The organism is Saccharopolyspora indica (assembly GCF_027853965.1).
Taxonomy (GTDB): domain Bacteria; phylum Actinomycetota; class Actinomycetes; order Mycobacteriales; family Pseudonocardiaceae; genus Saccharopolyspora; species Saccharopolyspora indica.
In genome coordinates, this window is record NZ_JAQGLB010000008.1 from 208,079 (window position 1) to 233,316 (window position 25,238).

23 protein-coding genes and 1 tRNA gene are annotated in these 25,238 nt (G+C 70.8%); 13 read left to right on the forward strand and 11 right to left on the reverse strand.

The window, feature by feature from the left end:
- Positions 1-9: 9 nt before the first annotated feature.
- Both OU416_RS19605 and OU416_RS19610 read right to left on the reverse strand, forming a co-directional pair.
- Positions 10-1,401, reverse strand: a complete 1,392-nt coding sequence (locus OU416_RS19605; RefSeq protein ID WP_270928433.1) for a vWA domain-containing protein — start codon at positions 1,399-1,401, stop codon at positions 10-12.
- Positions 1,398-2,270: an AAA family ATPase gene (locus OU416_RS19610; protein ID WP_270928434.1), complete on the reverse strand. Its 873-nt coding sequence runs from the start codon at positions 2,268-2,270 to the stop codon at positions 1,398-1,400. The genes OU416_RS19605 and OU416_RS19610 overlap by 4 nt, the downstream gene beginning before the upstream one ends.
- Positions 2,271-2,482: 212 nt before the next feature.
- On the opposite strand from OU416_RS19610, the gene OU416_RS19615 reads away from it, so the two are divergent.
- On the forward strand, positions 2,483-3,094 hold the full coding sequence (locus OU416_RS19615; RefSeq protein WP_270928435.1) for a dihydrofolate reductase family protein: 612 nt from the start codon (positions 2,483-2,485) through the stop codon (positions 3,092-3,094).
- Positions 3,095-3,468: 374 nt separating this feature from the next.
- Here the strand turns inward: OU416_RS19615 and OU416_RS19620 are convergent, their stop codons facing one another.
- Both OU416_RS19620 and OU416_RS19625 read right to left on the reverse strand, forming a co-directional pair.
- Positions 3,469-4,944: a hypothetical protein gene (locus OU416_RS19620; RefSeq protein ID WP_270928436.1), complete on the reverse strand. Its 1,476-nt coding sequence runs from the start codon at positions 4,942-4,944 to the stop codon at positions 3,469-3,471.
- Positions 4,945-5,006: 62 nt separating this feature from the next.
- Entirely contained in the window at positions 5,007-5,459 is a 453-nt protein-coding gene (locus OU416_RS19625) for an SRPBCC family protein (protein WP_270928437.1), read from the reverse strand.
- 225 nt (positions 5,460-5,684) lie between these two features.
- On the opposite strand from OU416_RS19625, the gene OU416_RS19630 reads away from it, so the two are divergent.
- Positions 5,685-6,272 (forward strand): hypothetical protein, encoded by a 588-nt coding sequence (locus OU416_RS19630; RefSeq protein ID WP_270928438.1) that lies wholly within the window; start codon positions 5,685-5,687, stop codon positions 6,270-6,272.
- 4 nt (positions 6,273-6,276) lie between these two features.
- Here OU416_RS19630 and OU416_RS19635 read toward each other — a convergent pair whose 3' ends face one another.
- On the reverse strand, positions 6,277-7,278 hold the full coding sequence (locus tag OU416_RS19635) for an Lrp/AsnC family transcriptional regulator (RefSeq protein WP_270928439.1): 1,002 nt from the start codon (positions 7,276-7,278) through the stop codon (positions 6,277-6,279).
- Positions 7,279-7,378: 100 nt separating this feature from the next.
- On the opposite strand from OU416_RS19635, the gene OU416_RS19640 reads away from it, so the two are divergent.
- Positions 7,379-8,854, forward strand: a complete 1,476-nt coding sequence (locus OU416_RS19640) for an amidohydrolase family protein (protein WP_270928440.1) — start codon at positions 7,379-7,381, stop codon at positions 8,852-8,854.
- 147 nt (positions 8,855-9,001) lie between these two features.
- Positions 9,002-10,273 carry an MFS transporter gene (locus OU416_RS19645; RefSeq protein ID WP_270928441.1) on the forward strand — a complete coding sequence of 424 codons (1,272 nt, stop codon included), beginning with the start codon at positions 9,002-9,004 and terminating at the stop codon, positions 10,271-10,273.
- 21 nt (positions 10,274-10,294) lie between these two features.
- Here OU416_RS19645 and OU416_RS19650 read toward each other — a convergent pair whose 3' ends face one another.
- Positions 10,295-11,023: an SDR family oxidoreductase gene (locus tag OU416_RS19650; RefSeq protein ID WP_270928442.1), complete on the reverse strand. Its 729-nt coding sequence runs from the start codon at positions 11,021-11,023 to the stop codon at positions 10,295-10,297.
- 87 nt (positions 11,024-11,110) lie between these two features.
- Here OU416_RS19650 and OU416_RS19655 point away from each other — a divergent pair, with 87 nt between their 5' ends.
- Complete coding sequence (locus tag OU416_RS19655; RefSeq protein WP_270928443.1) at positions 11,111-11,542, forward strand: MarR family winged helix-turn-helix transcriptional regulator; 432 nt, start codon at positions 11,111-11,113, stop codon at positions 11,540-11,542.
- Here OU416_RS19655 and OU416_RS19660 read toward each other — a convergent pair.
- Complete coding sequence (locus OU416_RS19660; protein ID WP_270928444.1) at positions 11,501-11,944, reverse strand: hypothetical protein; 444 nt, start codon at positions 11,942-11,944, stop codon at positions 11,501-11,503. The two genes, OU416_RS19655 and OU416_RS19660, sit on opposite strands and share 42 nt — an antisense overlap.
- Before the next feature lie 133 nt (positions 11,945-12,077).
- Here OU416_RS19660 and OU416_RS19665 point away from each other — a divergent pair, with 133 nt between their 5' ends.
- Entirely contained in the window at positions 12,078-12,731 is a 654-nt protein-coding gene (locus tag OU416_RS19665; RefSeq protein ID WP_270928445.1) for a TetR/AcrR family transcriptional regulator C-terminal domain-containing protein, read from the forward strand.
- Here the strand turns inward: OU416_RS19665 and OU416_RS19670 are convergent.
- On the reverse strand, positions 12,721-14,676 hold the full coding sequence (locus OU416_RS19670) for a UvrD-helicase domain-containing protein (protein WP_270928446.1): 1,956 nt from the start codon (positions 14,674-14,676) through the stop codon (positions 12,721-12,723). The genes OU416_RS19665 and OU416_RS19670 overlap by 11 nt on opposite strands.
- Before the next feature lie 277 nt (positions 14,677-14,953).
- On the opposite strand from OU416_RS19670, the gene OU416_RS19675 reads away from it, so the two are divergent.
- Positions 14,954-15,697: a DUF1326 domain-containing protein gene (locus OU416_RS19675; RefSeq protein WP_270928447.1), complete on the forward strand. Its 744-nt coding sequence runs from the start codon at positions 14,954-14,956 to the stop codon at positions 15,695-15,697.
- Between the two features lie 84 nt (positions 15,698-15,781).
- Here the strand turns inward: OU416_RS19675 and OU416_RS19680 are convergent, their stop codons facing one another.
- Complete coding sequence (locus OU416_RS19680) at positions 15,782-17,434, reverse strand: DUF885 domain-containing protein (protein ID WP_270928448.1); 1,653 nt, start codon at positions 17,432-17,434, stop codon at positions 15,782-15,784.
- Between the two features lie 102 nt (positions 17,435-17,536).
- Here OU416_RS19680 and OU416_RS19685 point away from each other — a divergent pair, with 102 nt between their 5' ends.
- From OU416_RS19685 to OU416_RS19700, 4 genes are all read left to right on the forward strand, one after another.
- A complete protein-coding gene (locus OU416_RS19685; RefSeq protein WP_270928449.1) occupies positions 17,537-18,358 on the forward strand; it encodes a GNAT family N-acetyltransferase in 822 nt (273 codons plus the stop codon).
- 241 nt (positions 18,359-18,599) lie between these two features.
- A complete protein-coding gene (locus OU416_RS19690; RefSeq protein ID WP_270928450.1) occupies positions 18,600-19,829 on the forward strand; it encodes an MFS transporter in 1,230 nt (409 codons plus the stop codon).
- 337 nt (positions 19,830-20,166) lie between these two features.
- On the forward strand, positions 20,167-20,406 hold the full coding sequence (locus tag OU416_RS19695; RefSeq protein ID WP_270928451.1) for a DUF6158 family protein: 240 nt from the start codon (positions 20,167-20,169) through the stop codon (positions 20,404-20,406).
- The gene (locus OU416_RS19700) at positions 20,399-21,742 is read left to right on the forward strand and encodes an NAD(P)/FAD-dependent oxidoreductase (RefSeq protein ID WP_270928452.1); all 1,344 of its coding nucleotides are present in this window, start codon (positions 20,399-20,401) and stop codon (positions 21,740-21,742) included. Before OU416_RS19695 ends, OU416_RS19700 begins: the two co-directional genes overlap by 8 nt.
- A gap of 111 nt (positions 21,743-21,853) precedes the next feature.
- Here the strand turns inward: OU416_RS19700 and OU416_RS19705 are convergent, their stop codons facing one another.
- Positions 21,854-23,194 carry a phenylacetate--CoA ligase family protein gene (locus OU416_RS19705; protein ID WP_270928453.1) on the reverse strand — a complete coding sequence of 447 codons (1,341 nt, stop codon included), beginning with the start codon at positions 23,192-23,194 and terminating at the stop codon, positions 21,854-21,856.
- Positions 23,195-23,343: 149 nt separating this feature from the next.
- Between OU416_RS19705 and OU416_RS19710 the strand changes: the two genes are divergently transcribed.
- A tRNA-Ala gene (locus tag OU416_RS19710) sits at positions 23,344-23,416 on the forward strand.
- 351 nt (positions 23,417-23,767) lie between these two features.
- On the forward strand, positions 23,768-24,838 hold the full coding sequence (locus OU416_RS19715; protein WP_270928454.1) for a DUF1266 domain-containing protein: 1,071 nt from the start codon (positions 23,768-23,770) through the stop codon (positions 24,836-24,838).
- A 31-nt stretch (positions 24,839-24,869) separates the two neighbouring features.
- Here OU416_RS19715 and OU416_RS19720 read toward each other — a convergent pair whose 3' ends face one another.
- Complete coding sequence (locus tag OU416_RS19720) at positions 24,870-25,073, reverse strand: helix-turn-helix domain-containing protein (RefSeq protein ID WP_270928455.1); 204 nt, start codon at positions 25,071-25,073, stop codon at positions 24,870-24,872.
- Between the last annotated feature and the right edge of the window lie 165 nt (positions 25,074-25,238).

Genomic DNA, 25,238 nt, shown 5'->3' on the forward strand with positions numbered 1-25,238 from the left:
TCTGTGGAATCAGCGCTGGTCCAGGGAGCGCACGAGGCGGGTGAGCTGGGCGAGGTTCCGGCACTCGGCCATCTCGACCAGGTCCGCGTAGTCGAGCGCGGCGGAGTCGCCGGTGCCCCAGTTCGCGCGGGGCTCCGGGTTCAGCCACAGGGTTCGCCGGCACCGGCCGGTCAAACCGGCCAGGACGTCGAGCGCCGGGTCGTGGTCGTTGTTGCGGGCGTCGCCGAGGACGAGCAGGACCGTGCGGGAGGTGAGCACGTGGGCGTGGTCGGCGGCGAAGTCCGCGAACACGCGGCCGTGATCGGTGCCGGTGCCCGGGAACTGGAGGGTGGCGCGGCGGACTTCGGCCAGGGCCTCGGCGGCGTCGCGACCGCGGCGCAGGTGCTCGGTCACCTCGTGGACGTCGCGGACGAAGGCGAACACCCGGGTTCGGGAGAAGACCTCGTGCAGCGCGTGCACCAGCAGCAGGGCGAAGTGCGCGAAGTTCGCCACCGAGGACGAGACGTCGCACAGGACGACGAGTTCCGGTTTGCGCGGTCGGCGCGGCCGGTGGCGGGGCGCGATCGGAACGCCGCCGGTGCTCAGCGCGGCCCGCAGGGTGCGGCGGAAGTCCAGCGTCCCGCTGCGGGCGCCGTGGCGGCGCTCGCGGTGGATGCGGGTGGCGAGCTGCCGGGCCAGCGGGCGGATCGCCCGGCGGATCGCCGCCAGCTCGGCCTGCGAGGCGCCCAGGAACGGCACCTGGTCCGGCGTGGGCCCGGTCAGGTTGTCGGCGACGTACCGCTCGCCCTTCTGCTCGGCGATGCGCCGGTGGGCCTCGGCGGTGACGAGCTGCTCGAACTGGCCGATGCGGCGGGTGAAGCGGGAGCGGGCCGCGGCGCCGGTGGTGTTGCGGGGCCGCGAACGCCCCTCCGCGGTGCGGATCAGACCGGCCAGCAGCGTGGTCGGATCCAGCTGTTCCAGGGTGGCGCGCGGTGACCACGAGCCGGGGTTCGCGGAAGTGCCGTAGCGGGCGAGGGCGCGGCGGGCGATCTGGACGAGTGCGGTGTTGTCGCCGTCGAACAGCGCTTGGGCGAGTTCGGTGCGCATGGCGTGGAGCTCGGGTGAGGTGCCGTGGGCGCCGGTGACCTCGACTTCGGGGCCGACCGCGGTGCCGTCGGTGCCGGTCGTGCGGCCGTCGCCGACGGCGGGCGGGAACCACAGGTCGAACAGGGCGTTGAAGACCGCGATGTCGTTGTGGCGCTTGACCAGCGTGGCCGCGTAGGCGACCCGCACCGCCTCGCGGTCGAGGAGGTCGACGGCGCTCAGAGCGCGGGCGGCGTCGATGCCCTCGGCGGTGGACGCCGCGATGCCGTGCTCGCGCAGCGCGGCGAGGAAGTCGGTGTGCCGGTCCAGCAGGCTCATCGTCGCGGCGCTTCCGGGCCGCGCAGTTCCAGGGCGGCGAGGGCGCGCTCGTGGTCGCCGGGGTGTTTGAGCACCACCCCGAGCGTCGCCTCCAACGCCGGGTCGTTGAGGTCGTCGATGCCCAGGGCCAGCAGCGAGCGGGCCCAGTCGACGGTCTCGGCGATCGACGGCGCCTTGGTCAGCTCCAGGTTCCGCAGCGCGGCCACGACCTCGGTGAGCTTGCCCGCCAGCCGCTCGCCCAGCGCGGGGACGTGGGTGAGCACGATGTCGCGCTCCCGCTCCGGGGTGGGGTAGTCCATGTGCAGGTACAGGCAGCGCCGCTTGAGCGCTTCGGAGAGCTCGCGGGCGGCGTTGGAGGTCAGCACCACGAACGGTCGGTGCCGGGCCCGCACGGTGCCCAGCTCGGGCACGGTGACCTGGAAGTCCGACAGCACCTCCAGCAGCAGCGCCTCGAACTCCAGATCCGCCTTGTCCACCTCGTCGATGAGCAGCACCGTCGGCCCCTCGCGGCGGATCGCCGCCAGCAGCGGCCGCTCCAGCAGGAACTCGGGGGTGAAGATGTCGGCGCGGGTGTGCTGCCAGTCCGCGTCCTGCCCGGCCTGGATCCGCAACAGCTGCGTGGCGTAGTTCCACTCGTACAGGGCGCGGCTCTCGTCCAGGCCCTCGTAGCACTGCAGCCGGATCAGCTCCGCGCCGGTGGTCGCGGCGACCGCCTGCGCCAGCCCGGTCTTGCCCACCCCGGCGGGCCCCTCGACCAGCAGCGGTTTGCCGAGCCGGTCGGCCAGGAACACCGTCGTTGCGGTGGCCGCCCCGGCCAGGTAGTCCACTGCGGACAGTCGTGCGCCGACGTCGTCGGAGGTGTCGAACACGCCCACTCCATTCGTCCTGTTGCCCGGACGGTAGCAATTCGATCCGCGCCCGGAGAGTCATCTCAGGCCGGCGGCCGATGAGTTTCCGGGCGGTCCGCGGTCGTACTCACGTGCGCTGCGGACGCGGGCCCACCGTGGAAGCGGCCGCCGGGACGGGTCGTTCAGCCCGATCGCGGCAGCGCAGTCGTGATTCATCGCCGGACAGGAGTGCCATGAGGATCGTCGTCATCAACCACGTCACCCTGGACGGCGTCGTGCAGGGGCCCGGCCGCGCTGACGAGGACACCCGCGACGGGTTCACCCGCGGCGGCTGGGCGGCTGAACGGGGCGGCGACGACGCCGTCACGCGGGCGTGGGGCCAACGGCTGGGCGCCAGCAGCGGATACCTCCTGGGACGCCGCACTTACCAGGACGTCCTGGCCCACTGGAACGACCAGGGCGGCCCGTTCCGCGACGCCCTCAACAACACCCCCAAGTACGTCGCGTCCAACACGCTGACCGAGCCCCTGCCGTGGCCCAATTCCACGCTGCTCAGCGGCGACATCCCCGCAGCGGTCGCCGAGCTCAAGAAGACGCCGGGCGACGACCTGCACATCATGGGCAGCGGCGCGCTGATCCGTTCGCTCGCTCCGCTCGGCCTGATCGACGAGTACCTGCTCTGCACCCACCCGCTCGTCCTGGGTTCGGGGCGTCGGCTGTTCCCGGAGGGCTTCGTCCCGACCGCGTTCGACGTCGCCGAGGTGACGCCGACAGCCACCGGCGTCATCATCGCCACCTACCGACCGATGTCGACCGAAGGCGACGATCTCCGCCTGGAACCCTGAGCGGATTCGGGCCAGGGATGTGGACGACAGTGTCAAAGTGAGAATCCACCGTTGGGATTCGGATGACAGCATGCCAAAGGCCAACAGCACGCCGCCTACGCGCGGCGGCGAGGATTGCGGAGAGCCAGGACGGCATGACGAACTCATCCCCTTCAGCCAGTCCGAGCAGTGCTCCCGGTATGGGAACAAGGCGCCTGCGCCTCGGCGTCGAATGTTGTCTGGCTCCCTGCACCGCAGATACCTGCGCAACACACCAGGAAGGCCCGTACTGATCGCGCTTGCGATTGCCTGCTTCTGGCGCTGGTCCTCTACGCGCTGAACCAGCTCGCGGAGCTTTACGTGAGCGTCTTCTCATGACCTGGCCTCGCCCGCGCTCAGCGCGCCCCCGGCAAAGTGAACAAGAGTCGGTCCAGCTGCGGTGCGGTGTCTTGGAGGAGGTCCTTGAGGTGCTGGTACCGCTGGCGGATCATGTGCACGTCTGCGGTCTCCGGGAGCGGCGGCGTGTGGTGTGACGTCGGTAGTGCTGCCCCCAGCACGTTCAAGCGATCCCGGGCGACGACTCGTGCTTCCTCCCGCTGAGCCTGAGGCAGCTTCTCGATCTCCTGCTCCAGGCGATTCCATCCGTTCGCAGCTACCAAAGTGTACGCAGCCCAACCCCGTTCGCCGGGGCTGTTCTCGCGTAGAGCTGCGACGATCCGCCAGGCAAGAGTGATATCCGGCTCTTGTGCCTCCGCGCGAGCTAGGGCGGTGGCTGAGAGCAAGCGCTGAAGTGCTGTCTGCTGCCACCGCTCGATCTTGTCGCAACCACGGGCGTGCCACACGTCCACCGCAGCTACGAAGCCCGCCATTGCGACGAGGTCGCGCACAGCCGGTCCACCGCAAATGGCGCACAGCTGTCGTGGGTGCTCCAGCATGACGAGCCACCAGGGCACGTGATCCGCCAACTGCACTGGGTAGGAACGGACCGAGCGGCAGCCAGGGGAGTGGAGCAACCGGCCACTGGTGTCCGCCACAGCCAAGCGGAGCCAGCCGAAAACCGGAGCCGTAGTTCTGTCGTCTTCGTCGACCCAATCCGGAAGGACCGGGACCGGCGGCAGCAGGAGCTCACCACCAGCGGCCGCGATTTGATCGCGGACGGCGTTGACGAATGCGATGTCCCGGTCGTCAAGCAGTCTTTCCGGCCTGGGAATTTCCTGGCTCGTGCGCCCGGCATGACGCATCGAGGCGATGCGCGAGACTTCTAGCAGCTCGGCCGCGCGTAGAAACGTGGCCGCGACGGTGCCGGCTCTTCCTGGGCGTCGGCGCGCATCAGTAGCGAGGACGTCCCGCAGAACAGGGACGGGTAGATCCACCAGCAGCGGGCGTATTTCTTCCAAGGTCGCGTACGGGCCGAGACCTCGCGCTGGGATGTACTGCTGGCTCAGCGCCGTGCGCTCCTCCGCGTCTGTGTCGGGGCTGAAGTAGTCTTCGTCGTACTCCGTCGGCAGCACGCGTTCGGGATCGAGGACCAAGCGGTCGGCCAAACGTCGTTCGAAGTCGTCGTACCGAGTTCGTCGCTCGGCGATTTTCCGCTCGTTCTCGGCGCCGATGGCCGCAGACCGATCCGCCCACTCGTCCCACGGGCAGACGATTTTGCGCGTAGTGATCTGTTGCTGTTCGTTCTGCTTGACCGGTCGAGCTCCCCATGCGTTCTTCGGGAGCTTCGGGCCCGGGTCCATGACTCGCACGGTCACTTTGCCTTGCCCGTCGATGGAAACAATGCGGACACGCGCCGCTAGTGGCGCACCGTCGTACGGCTGGTAGGTCAGGAATGCGTAGTCGCTGCCAATACCGAGATCAGCCTGCTTCACGACCGCCAGCCTCTCACGTGCCGGTGACAGATCGTCGTTGATTCGGAGAGGAACGGTGTCGTTCAGCGCCTCGCTTGAGCCACCGCTCGTTTCGCCACGTTGCGCAGGATCAGCCCGAAGGCGATCTCCAGGGCGATTCCGAAGGCCGCGTCGACGAGTTTGCCGACCACCGGGACCCGGACTCCGAAGACGGTGGTCCAGACGATCAAGGTGCCGTCGGGGACCTCGGCGAGCTCGATGCGGCCGAAGGTGTGATCGAGGGCCGGGCGGGACTCGCGGATGCGGTACTCCATGCGGTGCGGGCGGTCGAAGCCGGTGATCTCCTCGCGGAACCGGAGTAGGCCGCAGTCGACCTCGCGGACCGCGCCGAGCCCGTTCTTCTCGGCGTCGCCGTGCCGAGTCAGCTCGCAGGACCGGATGAGGGGCACTTGGGCGAGCTTCTCGTGGTCGGCGCAGGCGTCGAAGACGACGCCGATGGGCGCCGGAACGGTCCGGGTGGCGGTGAGGGTGTGCATGCGTTTCCCCTTCCGGTCAGTGGCCGCGTCGCGGTGTCCGCAGGCTCTTGAAACCGTTGCCGAGCAAGTGGAGTCGAGGCCGAGCCGCAGCCGGGACCGTAGTGGAGCGATCGATCTGGAACAGCCGCTCCACATTGTGCGCTCAGTCACATTCGCGCGGGAGAGGCTCGAAGGCGGCCGGTGATCGGCAACATCCGGTCGACAGCGTTTCAGGCAGGAGGGGCGATGGAGCAAGGCCCGGCGCACCGGTCTCGGCGCTTCGTGCTGCGCGAGCACGACTCCCGCCGCGTATTCGACATCGCCGACCGCATGGGGTGGCCGAAGATCGGTGAGACCGTGCGGAAGGGTTTCCGGAAGAAGGCTTTGCACGTTGCTTGGGAGATGGCCCCGGGTGTTCGGCTCAGCTACCTGAGCGACCGGCGGGCCCGGACCGCTTACCTGGTCGTGACGAGCGAGACGACGGCGGACTTGTTGCCGTACTCGGCGCGGATATCCGAGGCGGGGATCGACTTCCTCGACCCCGAGGAGCTGGTGAGCGCGGTCGGTGGTGCGGCGAAGCCGAAGGACGAGGGGCTGGCTCTCGTGCGGGCCGGTCTCGGCGCTCCGGAGAATCCGACGAAACCGTACGTGCACGCCTTCTTCGAGGCGATGCGGAGTCCGTCGACGCAGGTGCGGATGAGCGGGATCACCGCCATGGGGTACGCCGAGTGGCCGATGTTCGTCGAGCTCCTAGACGCGGTGTCCGTCGAGGACGGCGACGCGGAGGTGCGGGAGCACGCCAGGAGCATGGCCGCCGCCTTCCGGAAGGCGTGACGGGTCAGGCCGGTGGTGTCGCGGCCCAGGGGTCCACCGGGATCACCCGGGTGCTCCTGCCGCGGTCGTCGAGGATCCGGCCGTGGACCTTCGTCATCTGCAGGATCAGCTTCCGGTCCACGACCGCCGCGCTCGGGTGCTCCTCGGCCAGGCGGAGCAGCAGGTCGTCGAGGTGGTTCAGGGAGCGGAGACCGACGATCAGGCCCAGGTTCGCCGGGCTGATCACCGCTGCGCAGTGGCGGGTTTCCGGCCACGCCCCGACCGCTCGGCCGATCTGGTGGACCTCGGTGTCCGGGACGGCCAGCCAGAGCAGGGCCATGGCGTGCCAGCCCGCGAGCGGGCGGGCCACGTCGCAGCGGAACGCGATGTCGCCGTGGCGGCGGAGGCGGTCCAGGCGGCGCTTGACGGCTTGCGGCGAGGAGTTCAGCTCCGCGGCCAGGTCGGTGTAGCTGCGGCGGCCGTCGTGGCCGAGGGCCAGGAACAGGGCGCGGTCCTCGGCGCCGAACGGCCGGATCTCCCGCGGTGGTGGGCCGATCTGCTCGCGGACCTGGTCGGCCTGGCTGCGGTTCATCACGCCCAGGCGCCAGATGACGCCGCCGAAGGTGCTGCCGAAGACGTGGCTGCGGACCTCGGTGACCTGCGGGGGCATCGGCAGCGTCCGCAGCAGCACGTCGGAGATCGCGGTCAGGGACGGCGCCATGATCAGCGCGAGGACCTGGTACTCGCCGGTGGTGATGCCGACGGTGATCACGTGCGGCAGCTCCGCCAGCTGGGCGGCGACCTGCGTCGCGGTGCCCGGCGCGCAGGCGAGTTCGACGGTCGCGCCGCGCGATGCGCTGTTGCCCAGCGCCACCGTCGTCCACGCCGCACCGGCGGCGGTGAGCCGCTGCCAGCGGCGGGCGAGCGTGATCGGGGCCAGCTCCAGGACTTCGGCCAGCGCGGTCCAGCTCGCCCGCGGGTTGATCTGCAGCGCGTCGACGAGCGCGAGGTCCACTTCGTCCAGCACGGCGTCCTCCGGTGTCGTTATCCGACATCAAAGCCGCCCGGAACGGGGAAATCCATCGTTCTGGCCGTCCTGTGGTGAGGTTTCTCCGACGCTGCTTCGCATGTGCGAGCCACAACACTTCGACCTGGTGCTGGCCGGGGCGCGGGTCGTCGACCCGGAGACCGGGCTGGACGGGGTGCGCGACGTCGGCATCGACGGCGGGCGCATCGGTGCGGTCACCGCCGACCGGCTGGCCGGGGACACCGTCGTCGACGTCTCGGGCCGCGTGCTCGCGCCGGGCTTCATCGACCTGCACAGCCATGCGCAGACGGTGACCGGGCTCCGGTTGCAGGCCATGGACGGCGTCACCACCGCTCTCGAGCTGGAAGCGGGCGCTCTGCCGGTGCGGACCGCCTACGCCGAGGCCGCTGCCGAAGGGCGGCCCATCAACTTCGGCTTCTCGGCCGGTTGGGCGCTGGCGCGGATGCAGCTGCTCGACGGCGCCGAACCGGGTGCGTCGTTCGAGGTGTTCTCGAAGTACCAGGGCGCGCCGAACTGGCGTCGCCCGATCGGCGCGCGGGACCGGGCGCGGGTGCTGGACCTGCTGGAGGAGCAGGTGCGCGGCGGTGCGCTGGGCATCGGGGTGCTGGTCGGGTACGCCCCGGACTCCGGTCGCGACGAGTACTTCGCGGTCGCGTCGCTGGCCGCTCGGCTCGGCGTGCCGACCTTCACGCACACCCGGTTCATCTCCACCGAGGAACCGGGGACCTCGCTGGAGGGCGCGCTGGAGGTGATCGCGGCAGCCGCGGGGACCGGCGCGCACATGCACATGTGCCACATCAACAGCACGTCGAACCGGATGATCGACGACGTCGCCGCCGCGGTGGACCGGGCCAGGGGCTACGGCGTGCAGGTCACCACGGAGGCCTACCCGTACGGCTCGGCGTCGACCGTGATCGGTGCGGCGTTCCTCGCGCCGGAGAAGCTGCACCGGCTCGGGATGCGGCCGCGCAACATCCTGCGCGTCGCCACCGGGGAGCGGATCGCCGACGCCGCGCGGCTCGCCGAGCTGCGCGAGCAGGACCCCGGCGCGCTGATCCTCTTCGACTGGCTGGACGAGTCCGACCCGGCGGATCTCTCGACGCTGCAACGGTCCCTGCTGTTCCCCGGCACGGCGATCGCTTCGGACGCGGTGCCGCTGGTCGGCCAGGACGGGGACACCTGGCCGGTCGCCGACGGCGTGCACACCCATCCGCGCAGCGTCGGCTGCTACGCCCGCACGTTCGGCTGGCTGGTCCGGGAGCTCGGCGTGCTGTCGCTGGGGGAGGCGGTGCGGCGGTGCACGCTGTTGCCCGCGCAGATCCTGGAACCGGCGGCGCCCGCGATGCGCCGCAAGGGCCGCATCCAGGTCGGTGCCGACGCCGACGTCGTGGTCTTCGACCCCGGCACCATCGCCAGCCCCGCCACCGGAACCCGGATCCGGACCTCCACCGGCGTCGATCACGTGCTGGTGGGCGGAACCTTCGTGGTCCGCGATGCGCAGATCCAACTCGACCGGCTGCCGGGTGAACCGGTCTTCGGCCGCCATCGCGACTGATGGAGACACGACCCCCATGCGTCAACCCGAGTCCTGCCCGACCGCACCTCAGGGGACCGTGATGCAACCCAGCCGCGAGAAACCGCGCAACGCGAGATCGATCCCGGGCGCGACCACCACTGAGAATCGCGGAGAGGCGGACCAGACATGACCCACACCGCTGCGGCAGCCGATGCCCTCTACCGGCGGGTGAGCTGGCGGATCCTGCCGCTGCTCATCCTCTGCTACACCTTCGCGTACCTGGACCGGGTGAACATCGGGTTCGCCAAGCTGCACATGCAGGCCGACGTCGGGATCAGCGAGGCCGTCTACGGGCTGGCCGCCGGGATCTTCTTCCTCGGCTACGTGATCTTCGAGGTGCCCAGCAACCTGCTGCTGGCCAAGATCGGCACCCGCAAGACCCTCTTCCGCATCATGGTGCTCTGGGGCCTCACCTCGGCCGCGATGATGTTCGTCAGCGACGCGATGACCTTCTACGTGCTGCGCTTCCTGCTCGGCGTGTTCGAGGCGGGTTTCGCGCCCGGCATCATCTTCTACCTCACCTACTGGTTCCCGCCCGCGCGGATGGCGGCGGCGATGGGGCTGCTGATGCTGCCCGGGCCGATCGGTTCGATGCTCGGCGGGCCGGTCTCGTCCTGGCTGATCACGAACTTCGACGGCGTCGCCGGGCTGCACGGCTGGCAGTGGATGTTCCTGCTGGAGGGGCTGCCGTGCGTGGTGCTCGGCATCGTCGTCTGGAAGACGCTGGCGGACACGCCGGAGCAGGCGAAGTGGCTCAGCGCGGGGGAGCGGGAGCGGCTGCGGCGGGATCTCGCGGTGGACCGGGACAAGGGGCAGCACACCTTCCGGCAGGTGCTGCGCGACCCGCGCGTGTACCTGCTGGCGGTCGGCTACTTCTGCCTGATCAGCGGCCTGTACGCGGTGAGCTTCTGGTTGCCGACGATCTTGCAGGAGAACGGTCTCACCGACACCGTGACCATCGGCCTGTACTCGGCGCTGCCGTACGCGTTCGCCATCGTGCTGATGATCGTGCTGGGGCGGCGGTCGGACCGCACCGGCGAGCGGCGCCTGCACAGCTCGGTGACCGCGCTGATCAGCGCCGCGGCGCTCGCGGTCGCGGCGTTCACCGCGAGCGACTTCGCGGTGTCGCTGATCGCCATCGTCGTCGCGACGGCGTGCATGTGGGGCTCCTACGCGGTGTTCTGGTCGATGCCGTCGGCATATCTGAAGGGCACCGCCGCGGCGGGCGGCATCGCGCTGATCAACAGCATCGGCCTGCTCGGCGGGTTCGTGAGCCCGACGCTCATCGGCTTCGTCAAGGACGCCACGGGGAGCACGGTGATCGGGCTGCTGTCCGTGGTCGTGCTGCTGCTGGCCGGCAGCATCGCGATCTACGCGAACCGGCTGCCCACCGGGTGAGCCGGTTCGCGCTCCGGCCGGTCAGAAGTTGCCGCCGCTCGCGTTGATGACCTGGCCGGTGATCCAGCGGGCGTCGTCGGAGACCAGGAACGCGGTGAGGTCGGCGATGTCGGCCGGTTCGCCGATCCGGCCCAGCGGCGTCTCGGCGGCCATCCGCCGCAACGTCTCCTCGGGTTGCAGTTCCAGCAGGGCGTCGGTCCGGGTGGCGCCGGGGCGCACGCTGTTCACCGTGATGCCGCGCGGCCCGAGTTCCCCGGCGAGGACCCGGACGAGCTGGTCGACGGCCGCCTTCGCCGCGCCGTACAGGCCCGTGCCGGGGCGGTGGTTCGCGGTGACACCGCTGGAGATCGCCACGATGCGGCCGCCGTCGCGCAGGCGGTTGGCGGCTTCGCGGAGGGCGGTGAAGGCGGTTCGGGCGTTGGTGCCGAACAGCAGGTCGTAGTCCGCGTCGGTCGATTCGGCGATCGGCGCGAAGCGGGCCGTTCCGACGTTGTTGACCAGCACGTCGAGGCCGCCGAACCGCTCCTCCGCGAAGTCGAACAGGGCGCGCAGCTGCGCCGGGTCGGTGACGTCGGCCTGCGCCGCGACGGCTCGGCCGCCGCCCGCTTCGATCGTGGCGACGAGCGCTTCGGCGGCGGCCCGGTCCGACCGGTAGTTGACCACCACGTTCAGGCCGTCCGCGCCGAGGCGCTCGGCGATGGCGCGGCCGATGCCGCGCGAACTCCCGGTGACCAGGGCTGATCGCTGCACTGCTGACTCCAGTGGTTGAGTTGCTCGTCAGTCGAGATCATCAACTGAATTTGTCGATGATGTCAACCATCGAGGTAGTCTCCCGAGGTGGACGATTTTCCGAGCGCGCTGATGGCCCTGCACCGGGAGCTGCGCGGGATCTACGCCGCGACCGCCCGCCGGTTCGGGCTGACCGCCCAGCAGATCGAGCTGCTGTGCCTGCTCGGAGATCGCGCGCCGTCCTCGGGCGAGCTCGCGGTGATGCTCGGCTGCGACAAGACCAACGTGACCGGCATGGTCGACCGCCTCGAACGCCGCGAGCTGCTGACCCGGGCGGCCGATCGCAACGACCGCCGGGTCGCCCGCCTCTCGCTCACCGCGGAGGGCGAGGCGCTGGGCGGGCAGGTCCGCGCGGCGTTCTCCGAAGCGGTCGCCGAACGGTGGGGCTCGCTGGACGCGGCCGACCTCGGCGCCATCGCGCGGCTTGCGGCCCCGCGGTCATCGCTTCCAGAGCAGGACCACCGCCGCCAGACCGGCTAGGGCGGGGAGCGTTCCGAGCGCGCTGTGGAGCGGTGGGACGACGTTGGTGTACGCGCCACCGGAGAGCGACAGGTTGAGCAGCGCGACGGAGGCCCCCAGGGCGAACATGATCGTGCTGACCACGCGCGCCCAGCGCGCGTGCTTCCGGGTGCCGACGATCGACCACAGCCAGCCGGCGATGCCGAGCACGCCGATCACCGCCAGGTAGCCGGCTATCGCGTTGCGGTCGGTGGCGATCAGGTCGTCGGGCCAGTCCGGGTAGGCGCTGCGCACGTGGTCGCCGAGGCTGTCCACGGTCGCGACGTCGATCAGCGGGGCCAGTGCGGCGAGCACCGTGAGCGCCAGTCCGATGTGCATGGCGCGGACGGCTCTTCCGGTTTCGGGGAGTGCGGGGGTGGACATCGGCTCTCCAACATTCTTACGTTGTAAGTTTCTGCGCCTACCGTAGACTTACGTTGTAAGAAGTGCAATCGCGCGGAGCTGCCCATGGCACCGCGCAACCACCGCTGAAAGTCGCGGAGAGGCGGGACCGGTCATGCCCACCAGTCGCACCCGTGGTCAGCGCGCCGGGCTGACCAGGCAGGACGTGCTCGGAGCGGCGCTGGCAATCGTCGACGCCGATGGCCTGAAGGCGCTGTCGATGCGCCGGCTGGGCGCCGAGCTCGGGGTGGAGGCGATGACCCTCTACCACTACGTGGCCAACAAGGACGCCCTGCTGGACGGGCTGGTCGAGCAGCTGCTCGCCGAGGCCGCCGTGCCGCAGGTCGGCAGCGGCACCTGGCAGGCGGACCTGCGCGACTACGCGCACGCGCTGCGGGACGCGCTGCTGGCGCACCCGAACGCCATCCCGCTGGTGGTGTCCAGACCCGCGGTGACCCCGCGCAACCTGGAGATCCTGGAAGGCGTGCTGAGAACGCTGCGCGACGCCGGGTTCCCGCTGGAGGTCGGGCTGGACGTGCTGTTCTCGCTGGCCGGTTTCGTCGTCGGGCAGGTGGCGACCGAGGTCAGCGCCGACGGCCGGGCGGAGCCGTCCGAACAGGTCCGCCACCTGTCCGGTGTGGACCGGGAGCGGTTCCCGCTGCTGTCCGAAGCGGCAGCCGCGGCCGGCGACCGGGCCGGTGCCCGGTCGCGCTTCGACTTCGCGCTCGACGCGATGATCGCGGGCTTCGCCGCGGACGTCACCGGGTGAGGGTGGCTATCCAGAGGTGGTCGCGGGCTCTGGTCCGGGCCACCAGGCGGTGGCGGTTCGCTGCCTCGACCTCGTCCCGGTGCTCGTGCGACCGGGTGCGCTCGTCGGGGAGGAAGATCGCCCGGAACTCGGTGCCCTTGGCGCGGTGGACCGTGCCGATGTGGATCGGACCGGAGGTGCGGCCGTTCCAGCGGTCCAGGGCGCGGACGGTGAAGCCCGCTTCGCGGAGCACCTGGTCCCAGTGCTGGGCCGCGCCGTTGGTGCGGGTGAGGATCGCCGTGTCGGTGTCCTCGTCGAGTTCGCGGAGCGCGGCGATCAGGGCCTCCTCCTGATCTTCACCCTGCCAGTGCACCACGTTCCCGCCGCGCAGGACCGGTAACGCCGAGCGCAGCGTCACCGTCGGGCCGCCGTCGAGGTCGTCGAAGCGGTTGATCGCGTCGAGCTCGCCCGCCTGCTGGAGGATCGCCGCGCGGTTGCGGTAGTTGCGGCGCAGGACTTCGCCCCTGCCCTGCAACGAGATCCCGGCCTCGGACAGCCGCCAGCCGCCCGGGTACACCTGCTGCTGGCCGTCGCCGACGAGCAGCAGCTGGTCGGGGCCGTCGCCGCTGATCGCGTGCACCAGGCGCAGGCCGATCAGCGTCAGGTCCTGGACCTCGTCGACGACCACCGCCGCGTACTGGCGGGGCAGCGGCCTGCGGTCCAGCTCGGACAGCGCGCGCATCAGCACGTCGTTGTGGTCGAAGGCGCCGCGTTCGGACAGCTCCCGCTCGTACTCGCAGTAGAACTGCCAGACGCGGGCGCGCAGTTCGGCGGGCAGCGGGCGGCCGCGGCCCTTGCGCGGGACGTGCTGGTAGGTCTCCAGCGCGCTGATCCCGCGCCCCTTGATCACCCGGTCGATCTCGTCCTTCCAGTAGCTGCGGGAATTGCGGAACCCGCGCAGCGGGGCGGTCAGCTCCGCGCGCTGCCACACCGCCTCGAAGGCCTGCTCGACCTGCTGCTCGTCCACGTCGGCGGCACGTCCGCGCTGGTCCAGGAAGTCCCGGGCCCAGGCGTGCAGGTGGGTGAACTCGATGCGCTGCACCAGGTGCGGGGCCAGCGAGCGGAACTGCTCGGCGGCGATCCGCGGCAACGTGCGCAGGTGCGTGGTGAACAGCAGCTTCCCGGTGGTGCGGCGGGAGAGGTAGGCCAGCCGGTGCAGCGCCAGCACCGACTTCCCGGTGCCCGCCGGGCCGGTGATGCGCGCCGGGCCGGAGTAGCGGCGGCGGACCGCGCCGAGCTGCGCGTCGTCCAGGAAGATCCGCCAGTCGCGGAACGGCCGCTCCAGCGCCCTCTCGACCCGCTCGCGGCGCAGGTCGGGCACCTCGAACAGGCCGGATCCGGTGGTCCGGCCCGGTGTTCGCTGCTGCGGGATGCGCCGCGGGTGCCACATGATCGGGGACAGGTCGAACGTCCTGCTGTCCAGGTGGCGGGCGATGCTCAGCGCTTCGGCCGGTTCCAGCAGCCGTTCGCCGTGCCGCAGGACGCGGTCCAGCTCGGCCTCGGTGATGGCCAGGTGTTCACCGCTGTGGCCCTTGCGGCCGCGGTGGTCGGCCGGGTGCACCACCACCGCGCGGACCACCGCCTCGGTCACCGCGCCCGCGTCGCTCGACGCGCCGGCCAGCAGTTCCGCGGTCCAGACGAAGGCCGCTCGGGTGTCCTCCCACGCGGGTTCGGCGTCGCGGAGCAGGACGACCAGCACGCCTTGCGGGCCCACCAGCACCGCGTCCGGGCGGTTCGCCGGGGTGTGCGGGGCGAACTGGTTGAGCAGCGGGTACCAGCCGCTGCCGTGCTCGACGGCGAACCGCTGCAGGACCCGGTGCTGCCAGGTCGGCAGCAGGCGGTCGCGCAGCTCCGCTTCGGCTTCGCGGCGCAGTCGTTCCTGGCGGTGGTGGAAAGTCCCGGTCACGGCGCCTCCTGTCTCCGCTGGGAAGCCGGCGGCCGAGCGCCGACCACGCTCGGTATCGACAGTAATGCGTCGGGTGTCGCTTTCGAGCGCGCTCGTGGTGCATCACCTGTATGTCGCAGGCGCTGGTCAGGCGGGCTCTTCCCCGGGCGCGGGCCGCTTCGGCGTTGGTGCGCGGCGGGTTTCGGGTGTTGACTACCCCTAGGGGGTATATGTACGGTCGATCTCATACCCCGAGGGGGTATGAGATCTCGGCACTGTGGACTGAGGAGTGGTGAAGATGTGTGGCAGCGATCGTGGATGCGACCACTCGGTCGAACCGGACGAGCACGGCGTCGTCCGGACGGTTCTCGAGGCCGCGCAGGAGCGGACGGCCGGGACCACCGCGCCGACGCACGACTGGCACCTGCGCGGTGAGTGGTTCGACGTGTGCAGCTGCGGACTTCCGTGCCCCTGCACCTTCGCGCAGGCGCCGACCCACGGCTCCTGCCTGTTCACCCTGGTCTGGCAGGTGCACGAGGGGTACTACGGCGATACCGATCTGTCCGGGCTCGGCGTGGTGGCCGTCGGCGAGTTCACCGGGAACATGTGGGTCGGGGACCCCGACGTCGCGTTGACGCTGATGTTCTACATCGACGCGAAGGCGGACTCCGATCAGCGGCACGCGCTGGAGCGGCTCTTCACGGGGAAGGAGGGCGGCTGGCCGGGGCAGTTCGGTTCCCTCATCGGTGAGCTGCGCGGGATCGAGTACGCGCCCATCCGGTTCGACGCGGCCGCTGACCTGGCGTACTGGGGAGCCGAGATCCCCGGGAAGGTGAAGGTCGGCGCGCGGGCCCTCACCGGCCCCACGGCGGATCCGAACCGGCGGGTGCAGCTGGTCAACGCGCCGGGCGCGGAGGTGGGGCCGGGTCAGGTCGCGACCTGGGGCGTGGTGAGCGACGACCACGCGACCGGTTTCGACTTCTCGCAGCCCTACAGCGGCGGGTCCAGCAAGCACTTCCCGTTCGACTGGCGTCCGGAGTGATGCGCTGACAGGTGGCAACCCGTGAGTGTTTTGTGGTGCTATAGCCCCACAAAGCACTCACGGTGCCTGAACGGCGGTGCTGGCTCAGCCGAGGAGCTCCTCGGTGACCAGCAGGTCCAATGTGGACACCGGGACGGCGCCGTGGCGGAGGATCGCGTCGTGGAAGCCGCGGATGTCGAACTCCCCGCCGAGGCGCTGCTCGGCGATGCGCCGGACCCGCTCGATCTCCAGCTTTCCCACCAGGTACGACAGCGCCTGCGCCGGGAAGGAGATGTAGCGGTCGGTCTCGGAATCGACCTCCAGCCGCGGCAGGATGGTGTTCGCCAGCAGGTAGTCCACCACGCGCTGACGGCTCCAGCCGAACTCGTGCAGCCCGGTGTCGACCACCAGCCGCGCGGCGCGCAGCAGGTCCTGCGCGACCATGCCCATCCGGGCCACGTCGTCGGAGTACAGGCCCATCTCGTCGGCCAGCCGCTCGGTGTAGAGACCCCAGCCCTCGGCGTAGGCGGTGATCGGGATCAGCCGCCGCAGCAGCGGCAGCTCGGTGCGCAGCTGCGCCAGGCTGATCTGCATGTGGTGGCCGGGCACGACCTCGTGGAACGCGATCACCTCGGAGTTGAAGCGCTGCCGCTGCTCGGCGCGGTCGGTGTTGGCGAAGTAGACGCCCGGCCGCGAGCCGTCCAGCGGAGGTGCGTTGTAGAGGCCGATCGGCGTGCTGTCCGTGGTGGCGCCGGGGATCGGGCGCACCTCGCACGGCTGGTCGGGCAGCGTCTCGAACCACTGCGGCGCCGCTGCTTCGGCACGGGTGACCGCTTCGCGCGCCGACGTCAGCAGCTCTTCGCCGTCCCGCCAGCGCAGCGCGGGATCGGTGCGCAGCCGGTGCAGCACCGCGTCCGGATCGTGCTCGCCCCAGACCCTCGCGCCCAGCTCGGTGAGCTCGTCGCGCAGCGCCGCGATCCGGGCCAGGCCGATGTCGTGCAGCTGCTGCGGAGTGCGGTCGGTGCTGGTGTGCGCGCGCACCAGCCGCTGGTAGATCTCGTGGCCGCCGGGGATCCAGCACAGCCCGGGTTGCTGGACCGGGCGCGCGTGCGGGGCGATCTCGGTGGCGAGGACGTTCCGGTACTCGCGCAGCGCCGGGTGCACCGACTCGGCCAGCAGGCGCTTGCGCTCCTGCTCCAGCTCGGGATCGTGCAGCTCCGGGGCCAGCAGCGGATCGCCGTCCGGCGCGGCCAGGTAGTCGTCGAGGTGGCGGATCGCGTCGTCGACCAGCACCCGCACCGGCACCATGCCGGTCGCGACGCCCTCCCGGTGCCGCTGCCCGGCGGCGGCCGCGAACTCCGGGATCCGGCGCAGGCGCCGCACGAAGTCCGCGCCCTGCCCGGCATCGGCGGGCGAGAGCTGCCCGAGGTGGAACAGCAGCCCGGCGACCGGCGCGAACAGCGACCCGACCACGGTGTACTCGGGGGAGCGGGCGTCGAACTGGGCGATCAGCGCCTGCGCGTGCTGGATCACGACCGCGATGGTCAGCCGCTGCTCCAGATCGGCGTGCGCGGTGTCCACCGCCATCGCGCGCACCCGGATGTCGTCGGCCCGCTCCCGGAACGACTGCTCGCCCGCCGCGGAGATGTCGGGCAGCTCGTCGTCGCGGTCGTGGACGCCGTACAGCGAGGCGCTGACCGGGTCCGACTCGAACATGACGGTCAGCAGTTCGTCGGCGAGTTCTGCGGGAGTGCTCACATCGATCCATCCTGCCGCAGGCCGCCGACATCGCGCCGCGCCGATTTCGCGCGAAATCGCCGTCCCGGCGGGCGGCCGCGGCGGGCCGGGGACAATGAGGGCGTGGACCCACTGCACGACCCTGATGACGAGGCCCTGCTCGACCCGCGGCAGGCCCGCGATCTCGCCGGGCTGGTCGAGACCGCGCGACTAGCCTCCGCCGTCGTGCGCTACGGACTGCGCACCAGGGTCGGTGCGGCCACGGTCGTGCTCAACCAGGACAACCCGCTGCCCGCCGCGAACCACGCCTGCGCGCTGTGGGGAACGCTGGCCGAGGTCGCGGGGACGCTGCTGAATCTGGAGCAGGTCTTCGCCGAGGCCGGGCGGTCGGAAGCCCTCGTGTTCGCCTCCCCGACCACCGTCGCCGAGATCGAGGGCATCGCCGACGACGCCGGGTGGCGCGCGGTGGAGGAGCTCGTCGCGCTGCTGCACCGCACGAGGCAGGACGTCCGCGGCTGGGCGCGGCCCGCCGAGGAGCGCGACCTGCCCGGGATCGTCGACCTGATCGGCGACGACACCGGGCTCTCGGAGGAGGGCGAGCGCAGGCTGCTGCGCCACCTGGTGCACCGCCTCGACGAACCGCGCAGCATCCTGCGCGTCGTCGACGACCAGGACGCCGACCGCATCGCGGGCTTCGCGCAGGGATTCGTCGAGCGCCGCGTCGGGCTGGTGGAGCAGGTGGTCGTGCGGCCCGGCAGGCGCCGCCGGGGCATCGGCGGCGAAGTGGTCGCCGACGTCGTCGAAGAGCTGCGCGACCGCGGTGCGCTGATGGTCGCGGCCTACAGCGAGGAAGGCGGCACGGCGGAGCGCTTCGCCGAGGCCTGCGGATTCGACGTGGTCTACGGCGTGACGGCGTACGGCCGCCGCATCGACGACCTGCTGTGAGGTTGCTCCGGTTTCACGGAGGTTCGGGGCGCCATGGTGCCGTGAGTGCTTTGGGGTGCCATAGCGCCCCGAACCGCGCACGGGTCTCTGGCGCGATCAAGACGGCAGGGCTCGTCACATCCTGGCCGCGGCTGGAATAAACCGAGCGCAGGGCAGGTTCGGTTAGCCGGTTGTGCGGATCGGCCCGGGAAGCACCAGGCCCTTCCGGTTAGTTCGGCTAAACATGTTGAGAGGGGCAGCGGTGTCGAGCAGCTCGGCAACGGCGGAGCAGAGCGCAGAGGGCACCGGCATCGGCTCCCTGCCGCGGGAGATCTGGATCCTGGTCATCGGCAGCTTCATCGTCGCGGTGGGCATGGGGATCGTGGCGCCCGCGCTGCCGACCTTCGCCACCAGCTTCGACGTCGGCGTCACCGCGGCCTCCTTCGTGATCAGCGCGTTCGCCCTGATGCGGCTGGCCTTCGCGCCGGTCAGCGGCCGCCTGGTGTCCTTCTTCGGCGAGCGCTCGATCTACGTCTGGGGCATCACGATCGTCGGGCTGAGCACTGCGGCCTGCGCGTTCGCCGGCTCCTACTGGCAGCTGCTGGTGTTCCGAGCCTTGGGCGGCACCGGCTCGACCATGTTCACCGTCTCGGCGGTGGCGCTGCTGGTCCGGCTGGCGCCGCCGCACCTGCGCGGCCAGGCCTCCGGCGTGTGGGCGACGAGCTTCCTGCTGGGCAACGTCTCCGGGCCGATCATCGGTGGCCTCATGGTCGGCTACTCGCTGCGCCTGCCGTTCCTCACCTACGGCGCCGCGCTGTTCATCGCCGCGTTCCTCGGCTGGCTGATGCTGCGCAAGTCGACGCTGGCCGCGCCGCGGACCGACGCGGAGGAGGTCCAGTCGCTGACCGTCCGCGAAGCGCTGCGCAACCGCACCTACCGGGCCGCGATGCTGTCCAACTTCAGCAACGGCTGGGCGGTCTTCGGCGTCCGGATCGCGCTGGTCCCGCTGTTCGTGGTCGAGATCATGCGCTCCACCCAGGCCATGGCGGGCGTCGCGCTGTCGGTGTTCGCGGTCGGCAACGCCGCGGTGCTGCTGGTGTCGGGCCGGATCGCCGACCAGCGCGGGCGCAAACCGCTGGTGCTCATCGGGCTCGCCGTCTCCGGCGCGGCCACCGCGTCGCTGGGCTTCACCGACTCCGTCCCGTGGTTCCTCGCCGCCTCGCTGATCGCGGGCATGGGCGCGGGCATCCTCAACCCCGCGCAGAACGCCGCGGTCGCCGACATCATCGGCGCCAAGGGCAAGGGCGGCCCGGTGCTGGCGGCGTTCCAGATGTCGGCCGACCTCGGCGCGATCCTCGGGCCGCTGATCGCAGGCGTGCTCGCCGACGTGATCTCCTACCAGGCGGCGTTCGCCGTCACCGGCCTCACCGCGGTGCTGGGCCTGGTCGCCTGGGCCGGAGCCCCGGAAACCCGCCCGGCCAAGACCTCCTGAAAGCTTGTTGGTGGCTGATCTGCGTGGCGGAACCTGAGTGCTTCCCTGGACTGCGGGTGCCCCTCCTGATGTATGTCCGACACGGCGGAGGGGCCGTCCTCGCCAGGAAAGCACTCAGAAGCCGCGGCGGTGCGAGTTGCGTGCGTACTCGAAGCGGCTGGCGCCGCTTATAAGGCGCGGACGGCATTCGCCGACAGGCTCCTGAGTCGCCGCCCGGCGAGACCGGCCGCAATCTGGACGCGCAGGTGTCCTGGCGCCGCCCGCCGGGTACTCCGGCGTGGACGTCGTGACGCCACGACGCGCCGGTTTCGCCTGCCTGCCGAAGCGGGAGGACGACATGAGCACGACGACGGGGATACCCGGCCACGAGCTGACCGAGGACCTGCTGCTGCGGGAGCTGCGCCACCTGCACCTGACCCGCAACGAGACCTTCCTGCACGGCTCGCCCGACGCGCTGCGGGAGCACACGGCGCGCACCTTCGAGCTGGAGCAGGAGTACCTGCGGCGCCACCCCGAGCGAGAGGTCGACCCGCGGCGCACCCGCTCCGGAGCGAGGGGAGAACCGCAGCATGCCTGAACAGCCACGCATCGTGATCATCGGTGGCGGCCACGTCGGGCTGACCCTGGCGCTGCGGCTGCGGCGGAAGCTGCGCGCGGGCGAAGCCGCGGTCACCGTGATCGACACCCAGCCGCACATGACCTACCAGCCGTTCCTGCCGGAAGCGGCGGCAGGTTCGCTGGAACCGCGCCACGTGGTGGTGCCGCTGCGCGAGGCGCTGCACGGCTGTCAGGTGCTGACCGCGCAGGTCACCAGCATCGACCACGCGCAGCGCGAGCTGACGGCGATGCTGGGCGACGGCAAGGTCGAGCACGTCAGCTACGACCTCCTGGTCGTGGTGCCCGGTTCGGTCTCCCGCGCGCTGCCCATCCCGGGGCTCGCCGAGCAAGGCGTCGGGTTCAAGACCATCGGCGAGGCGATCTACCTGCGCAACCACGTGCTGTCCAGATTGGACATCGCGGCCAGCACCCGCGACGAGCAGCTGCGGCGCCGGCTGCTGACGTTCGTGTTCGTCGGCGGCGGTTACGCCGGGATCGAGGCGCTGGCCGAGTTGGAGAGCATGGCCCGCTACGCGACCCGCAGCTACCCGCCGGTGACCCCGCAGGAGATGCGCTGGGTGCTGGTCGAGGCGATGGGCCGGATCATGCCCGAGGTCAGCCCGCCGATGAGCGAGTACACCAGGCAGCGGCTGGCGGAGCGCGGCATCGAGGTCAAGCTCAACACCACGGCGAAGTCCTTCGAGAACGGGCACGCGGTGCTCTCCGACGGCGACGAGTTCGACACCGACACCGTGGTGTGGACCGCGGGCGTCAAACCGCACCCGATGCTGGAGGACAGCGATCTGCCGCGCGACACCAAGGGCCGCCTGGAGTGCACGGCGAAACTGCAGGTCCGCGGCACGCACAACGTGTTCGCCGCCGGTGACTGCGCGGCCGTCCCGGACCTGACCAGCAGCGACCCGGACGCCCTGTGCAGCCCGTCCGCGCAGCACGCGGTGCGCCAGGCGCGGGTGCTCGCCGACAACATCGCGGCGCTGCTGCGCGGCGAACCGCTGACCAACTACAAGCACCGCTACGCCGGGTCGGTCGCCGGGCTGGGACTGTTCCAGGGCGCGGCGGAGGTGTACGGCGTGAAGCTCAAGGGCTTCCCGGCCTGGCTGCTGCACCGCGTCTACCACCTGGCGAAGATGCCCACCGCGTCGCACAAGGCGCGCATCCTCGGCGACTGGCTGCTGGAGCTGCCGTTCCGACGCCAGGTCGTCGCGCTCGGCGAACTGCACGATCCCCGCGCGGAGTTCGTCAAGGCGGCCAACACCCGGGGCCTGCCCGGCCCCAACGGCCGCGCGGCCGGCTGAGGGGTGGGCTTGCGCGCGGCGGCTCTGCTTCCGCAGGTGGCGGCCTGTGAGCACTTTGGGGTGCTATAGCCCCACAAAGCACTCACGGCACTTGACCAGCGGAAACGGAGCTCACTCCAGGCCGGGTAGCGGCACCACGCCGTAGTCCCAGCGCACCAGCCGCCTGGCCTTGCCGGTCTCGGCGCGCGGGATGTGGTCGGGCGGCAGCACCCGCACGATGCAGCCGAGCCCGAGCCGGGCGTGCAGCGCGGCCGTGAGATCGCGCTCGAGCGCCTCGGAATCGCCCTGCGGGTCGCGCGGCTCGACGGCGATCCGCAGCTCCGGCCGCGACCGGTCGCGGCGGTCCTCGACGATCAGGTAGTGCGGCGCGACCCGGGGATCGGCCAGCAGCACGGCCTCGACCTCCGACGGGAACACGTTGACGCCGCGGATGACCAGCATGTCGTCGGTGCGCCCGAGCACCCGGCTCATCCGCCGCAGCGTCCGGGCCGAGCCGGGAGCCGGGCCGTGCAGCGCGGCGACGTCGCCGGTCCGGTAGCGCAGCAGCGGTGTGCCGGTCTTGGTGAGCGTGGTGAACACCAGCTCACCGGGCTGCCCGTCGGCCAGCGGCTGACCGTCCGGCCCGACGACCTCGGGGTAGAAGTGGTCCTCGGCGATGTTCAGCAACCCGCCGGAATCCAGCGACTCGCACGCCACCCCGGGCCCGATGACCTCGGTGAGCCCGTAGATGTTCATCGCCCGCAGCCCCAGCAGCCGCTCGACGCCCTGCCGCATCTCCTCGGTCCACGGCTCCGCCCCGAACACCCCGACCCGCAGCGACAGCTGCTCGGCGGTGATCCCGGTCGAGGCGAACGCCTCCCCGAGGTAGATGGCGTACGACGGCGTGCAGCACAGCACGTCCGGCCGCAGGTCCAGCAGCAGCCGGAGCTGCCGGTCGGTGGCCCCGCTGGACGCGGGCAGCACGGTCGCCCCGAGCCGCGTCGCGCCGTGGTGCACGCCGAGCCCGCCGGTGAACATCCCGTACCCGTACGAGCAGTGCACGAAGCTCCGCCGGGTCACACCGGCCCCACCCAGCGCACGAGCCATCACGTGCGCCCAGACGTCCACGTCGTGCGCGGTGTAGGCGACCAGCGTCTGCCGCCCGGCCGTGCCCGACGACCCGTGCACGCAGACGACGTCCTCGGCAGCCGCCGAACGCAGCCCGAACGGGTAGGACTCCCAGAAGTCCTCCTTCGCGAGGAGCGGCAACCGGTGCAACTGGTCGAGCGAGACGTCGTCCCCCCGTTCGACCCCGCAGTCCCGCAACCGGCGGCCCTGCACCCCACCCGCGGCCAGCAACCGGTCGACCAACCGGCGCAGCCGCTGCTCCTGCATCTCACGACGCCGCTCCGGTGCAGCCCCCTCGACCTCGGGCGCCACCAGCGGAGGGCGAACCCCCTGTGCTGTTGCCACGACCCTCGGTGTACCAGCTGCAGGTCAGCGGGGGTAGATCCAACTAGGGGTACCCCCCTGAAAGCGGCCCTGGAGGCCTGTTGTACTGTATTGGCACACGAGATGAGCGGGACGGAAACCCGGACCGAACACCTCGGACAACAGAACAAGGGGCTGTGGCGCAGCTGGTAGCGCACTTGACTGGCAGTCAAGGGGTCACGGGTTCGAATCCCGTCAGCTCCACGCAATGGGTGGCGAGTGCTCGTACTGAGCACTCGCCATTTTTGCGTTCCGCGTTTTATCGCGGGGGCCGAGCCCCCGCGGGCCCCCGCGGTGCGGTGGTCGCGTTTCGTGGACTCCTTGCGATGGGTGTCGTTCCCGGCCTGCTCACCGACCAGCCCTCCAAGAATCGGCGGTGGCCGTGAGCTGATCTTGCTGGCGGCTTCAGCTGGCTTGATAGGGTTCGCCGTTGTGGTGGACATGATCACTGGTGCTGGTGGGACCGGGCCTGGTGGTCCTCCGTTACCGACCGACGTCGAACGTGCGCTGTACGCCGCGAAGGTCCGTGGGGACTGGGACGGTTATGTCGGGATCTTGCTCGCCAACGACCTGTTCAGCTATTCGTCCAAGGAGCAGATCGACAACAGCAAGCTGGGGTTGCCGCATTGGCAGTACCTCCGCGGGCCGGATGGTCGCAAGCTCCTCCCCGTGTACACCAGAGGCGAACTGCTCCCGCGCCGCCCGGACGTGGTGGCGCACCCGGTCGAGCTCCCGTTGTCCGGGGTCGACGTGGTGCTGGTGGAGTGGCGCGGGGTGGTGGTCAACCCGGGAACACCGACCGAGGCGTACTTCCCGAATGTCCACAAGCAGCGCAAGCGCTGGAAGGCGCTGAAGGAGAGCTCCCCGCGAGCCGATGTGGACGCGATCCTGCGCACCAAGTACACCGGGCCGCTCCGCGGTCCGCTCGCGCACGGCCTGGCGTGCGGCGCCCTCCTCGCGACGCACAACAAGGTGGTCTGGAACGACACCGGCGACAGCTACGACCACTACGCGGAAGACGTGCTGGTGCTGCGCGACGCGTGGAACGTCACCGACCGGGACGGTTGCCTCGCTCAGCTCTCCTTTCTCCTGCGAGGCGTGAACAGCCCGGCGGAGATCCAGTTCTTGCTCGGCGTTCGCAATGCGATGACGCGGCGGTGGCCCGGCGCGCAGGACGACGCGGAGGCGTGGCGGAAGATCAGCGCCGACCAGTTCCTGGCGCTCGGCAACGATCCCGGCCGGATCCCCGCCATCCAGGAGCTGATCGGGCGAATCCTGCGGTACGAAGCGCGTTTCCGCGCCGACGGCGTGCTGCCGCCGGACGGCCGGGTCACGTCGACGCTGGGATACGACTACGGCCGGGCGGTCAACTTCGCCCGGTGGGGGCTGAGCGCCCGGTACCTGACCTCAGAAGAGGCCGAGCAGGCGATCCTCGAAGCGGGCGAGCTGAGCCGCGAGGCGCACCGCTCGTGGGCGGACTTCTCGGCCGGCTACATCCTCGGCCGGGTGCTCCGGTTCGACGACGAGTCGTACGGCGAGTTCTACCACCCCGTGGTCGCGGCGCACCGGATCCTGCTGAACGAACCGTCCAGCCCGTGGCGCAACATCCCGTTCAACGTCGACTGACGGCGCCCGGATTCGTCGTGCCGAACCGACATCAGCGCTGACGTTCCGCGCATGCCCGAACTGTCGTTGCGGTGGCGGCGAAAACCTTGCCGCTGAGGCAAACACTCGATCGAGTTATACGTGCCAGCCGTGACAGGTACGACGTGGAAATGCCTGCCAGGCCAGCGATGACCGTCAACGACTTGCCGCGAGCCCGGCGGATCTCGCGGAGCCTCTTCCCGATTACCTCAGCCATGGAGACCTACTTCGCGAAGTCGACCCCTCCGCGCACCCCGGCCCGTCGACCAGCGGCCACCTCCGCGAAGAAGCACCACCAGCGGATCAGGTGACCAGCCGCGCGCCGCCAGGGGTGGCCCCGGCGCTGGGCCGGGGCCACCTGTTCTGGCCGTCCGTCGTGGTG

Excerpts from the sequence above, each read along its gene's own strand:
- OU416_RS19605 (WP_270928433.1), bottom strand. The coding sequence starts at position 1,401 with ATGAGCCTGCTGGACCGGCACACCGACTTCCTCGCCGCGCTGCGCGAG.
- OU416_RS19615 (WP_270928435.1), top strand. The coding sequence starts at position 2,483 with ATGAGGATCGTCGTCATCAACCACGTCACCCTGGACGGCGTCGTGCAG.
- OU416_RS19625 (WP_270928437.1), bottom strand. The coding sequence starts at position 5,459 with ATGCACACCCTCACCGCCACCCGGACCGTTCCGGCGCCCATCGGCGTC.
- OU416_RS19630 (WP_270928438.1), top strand. The coding sequence starts at position 5,685 with ATGGAGCAAGGCCCGGCGCACCGGTCTCGGCGCTTCGTGCTGCGCGAG.
- OU416_RS19640 (WP_270928440.1), top strand. The coding sequence starts at position 7,379 with ATGTGCGAGCCACAACACTTCGACCTGGTGCTGGCCGGGGCGCGGGTC.
- OU416_RS19645 (WP_270928441.1), top strand. The coding sequence starts at position 9,002 with ATGACCCACACCGCTGCGGCAGCCGATGCCCTCTACCGGCGGGTGAGC.
- OU416_RS19660 (WP_270928444.1), bottom strand. The coding sequence starts at position 11,944 with ATGTCCACCCCCGCACTCCCCGAAACCGGAAGAGCCGTCCGCGCCATG.
- OU416_RS19665 (WP_270928445.1), top strand. The coding sequence starts at position 12,078 with ATGCCCACCAGTCGCACCCGTGGTCAGCGCGCCGGGCTGACCAGGCAG.
- OU416_RS19675 (WP_270928447.1), top strand. The coding sequence starts at position 14,954 with ATGTGTGGCAGCGATCGTGGATGCGACCACTCGGTCGAACCGGACGAG.
- OU416_RS19695 (WP_270928451.1), top strand. The coding sequence starts at position 20,167 with ATGAGCACGACGACGGGGATACCCGGCCACGAGCTGACCGAGGACCTG.
- OU416_RS19700 (WP_270928452.1), top strand. The coding sequence starts at position 20,399 with ATGCCTGAACAGCCACGCATCGTGATCATCGGTGGCGGCCACGTCGGG.
- OU416_RS19720 (WP_270928455.1), bottom strand. The coding sequence starts at position 25,073 with ATGGCTGAGGTAATCGGGAAGAGGCTCCGCGAGATCCGCCGGGCTCGC.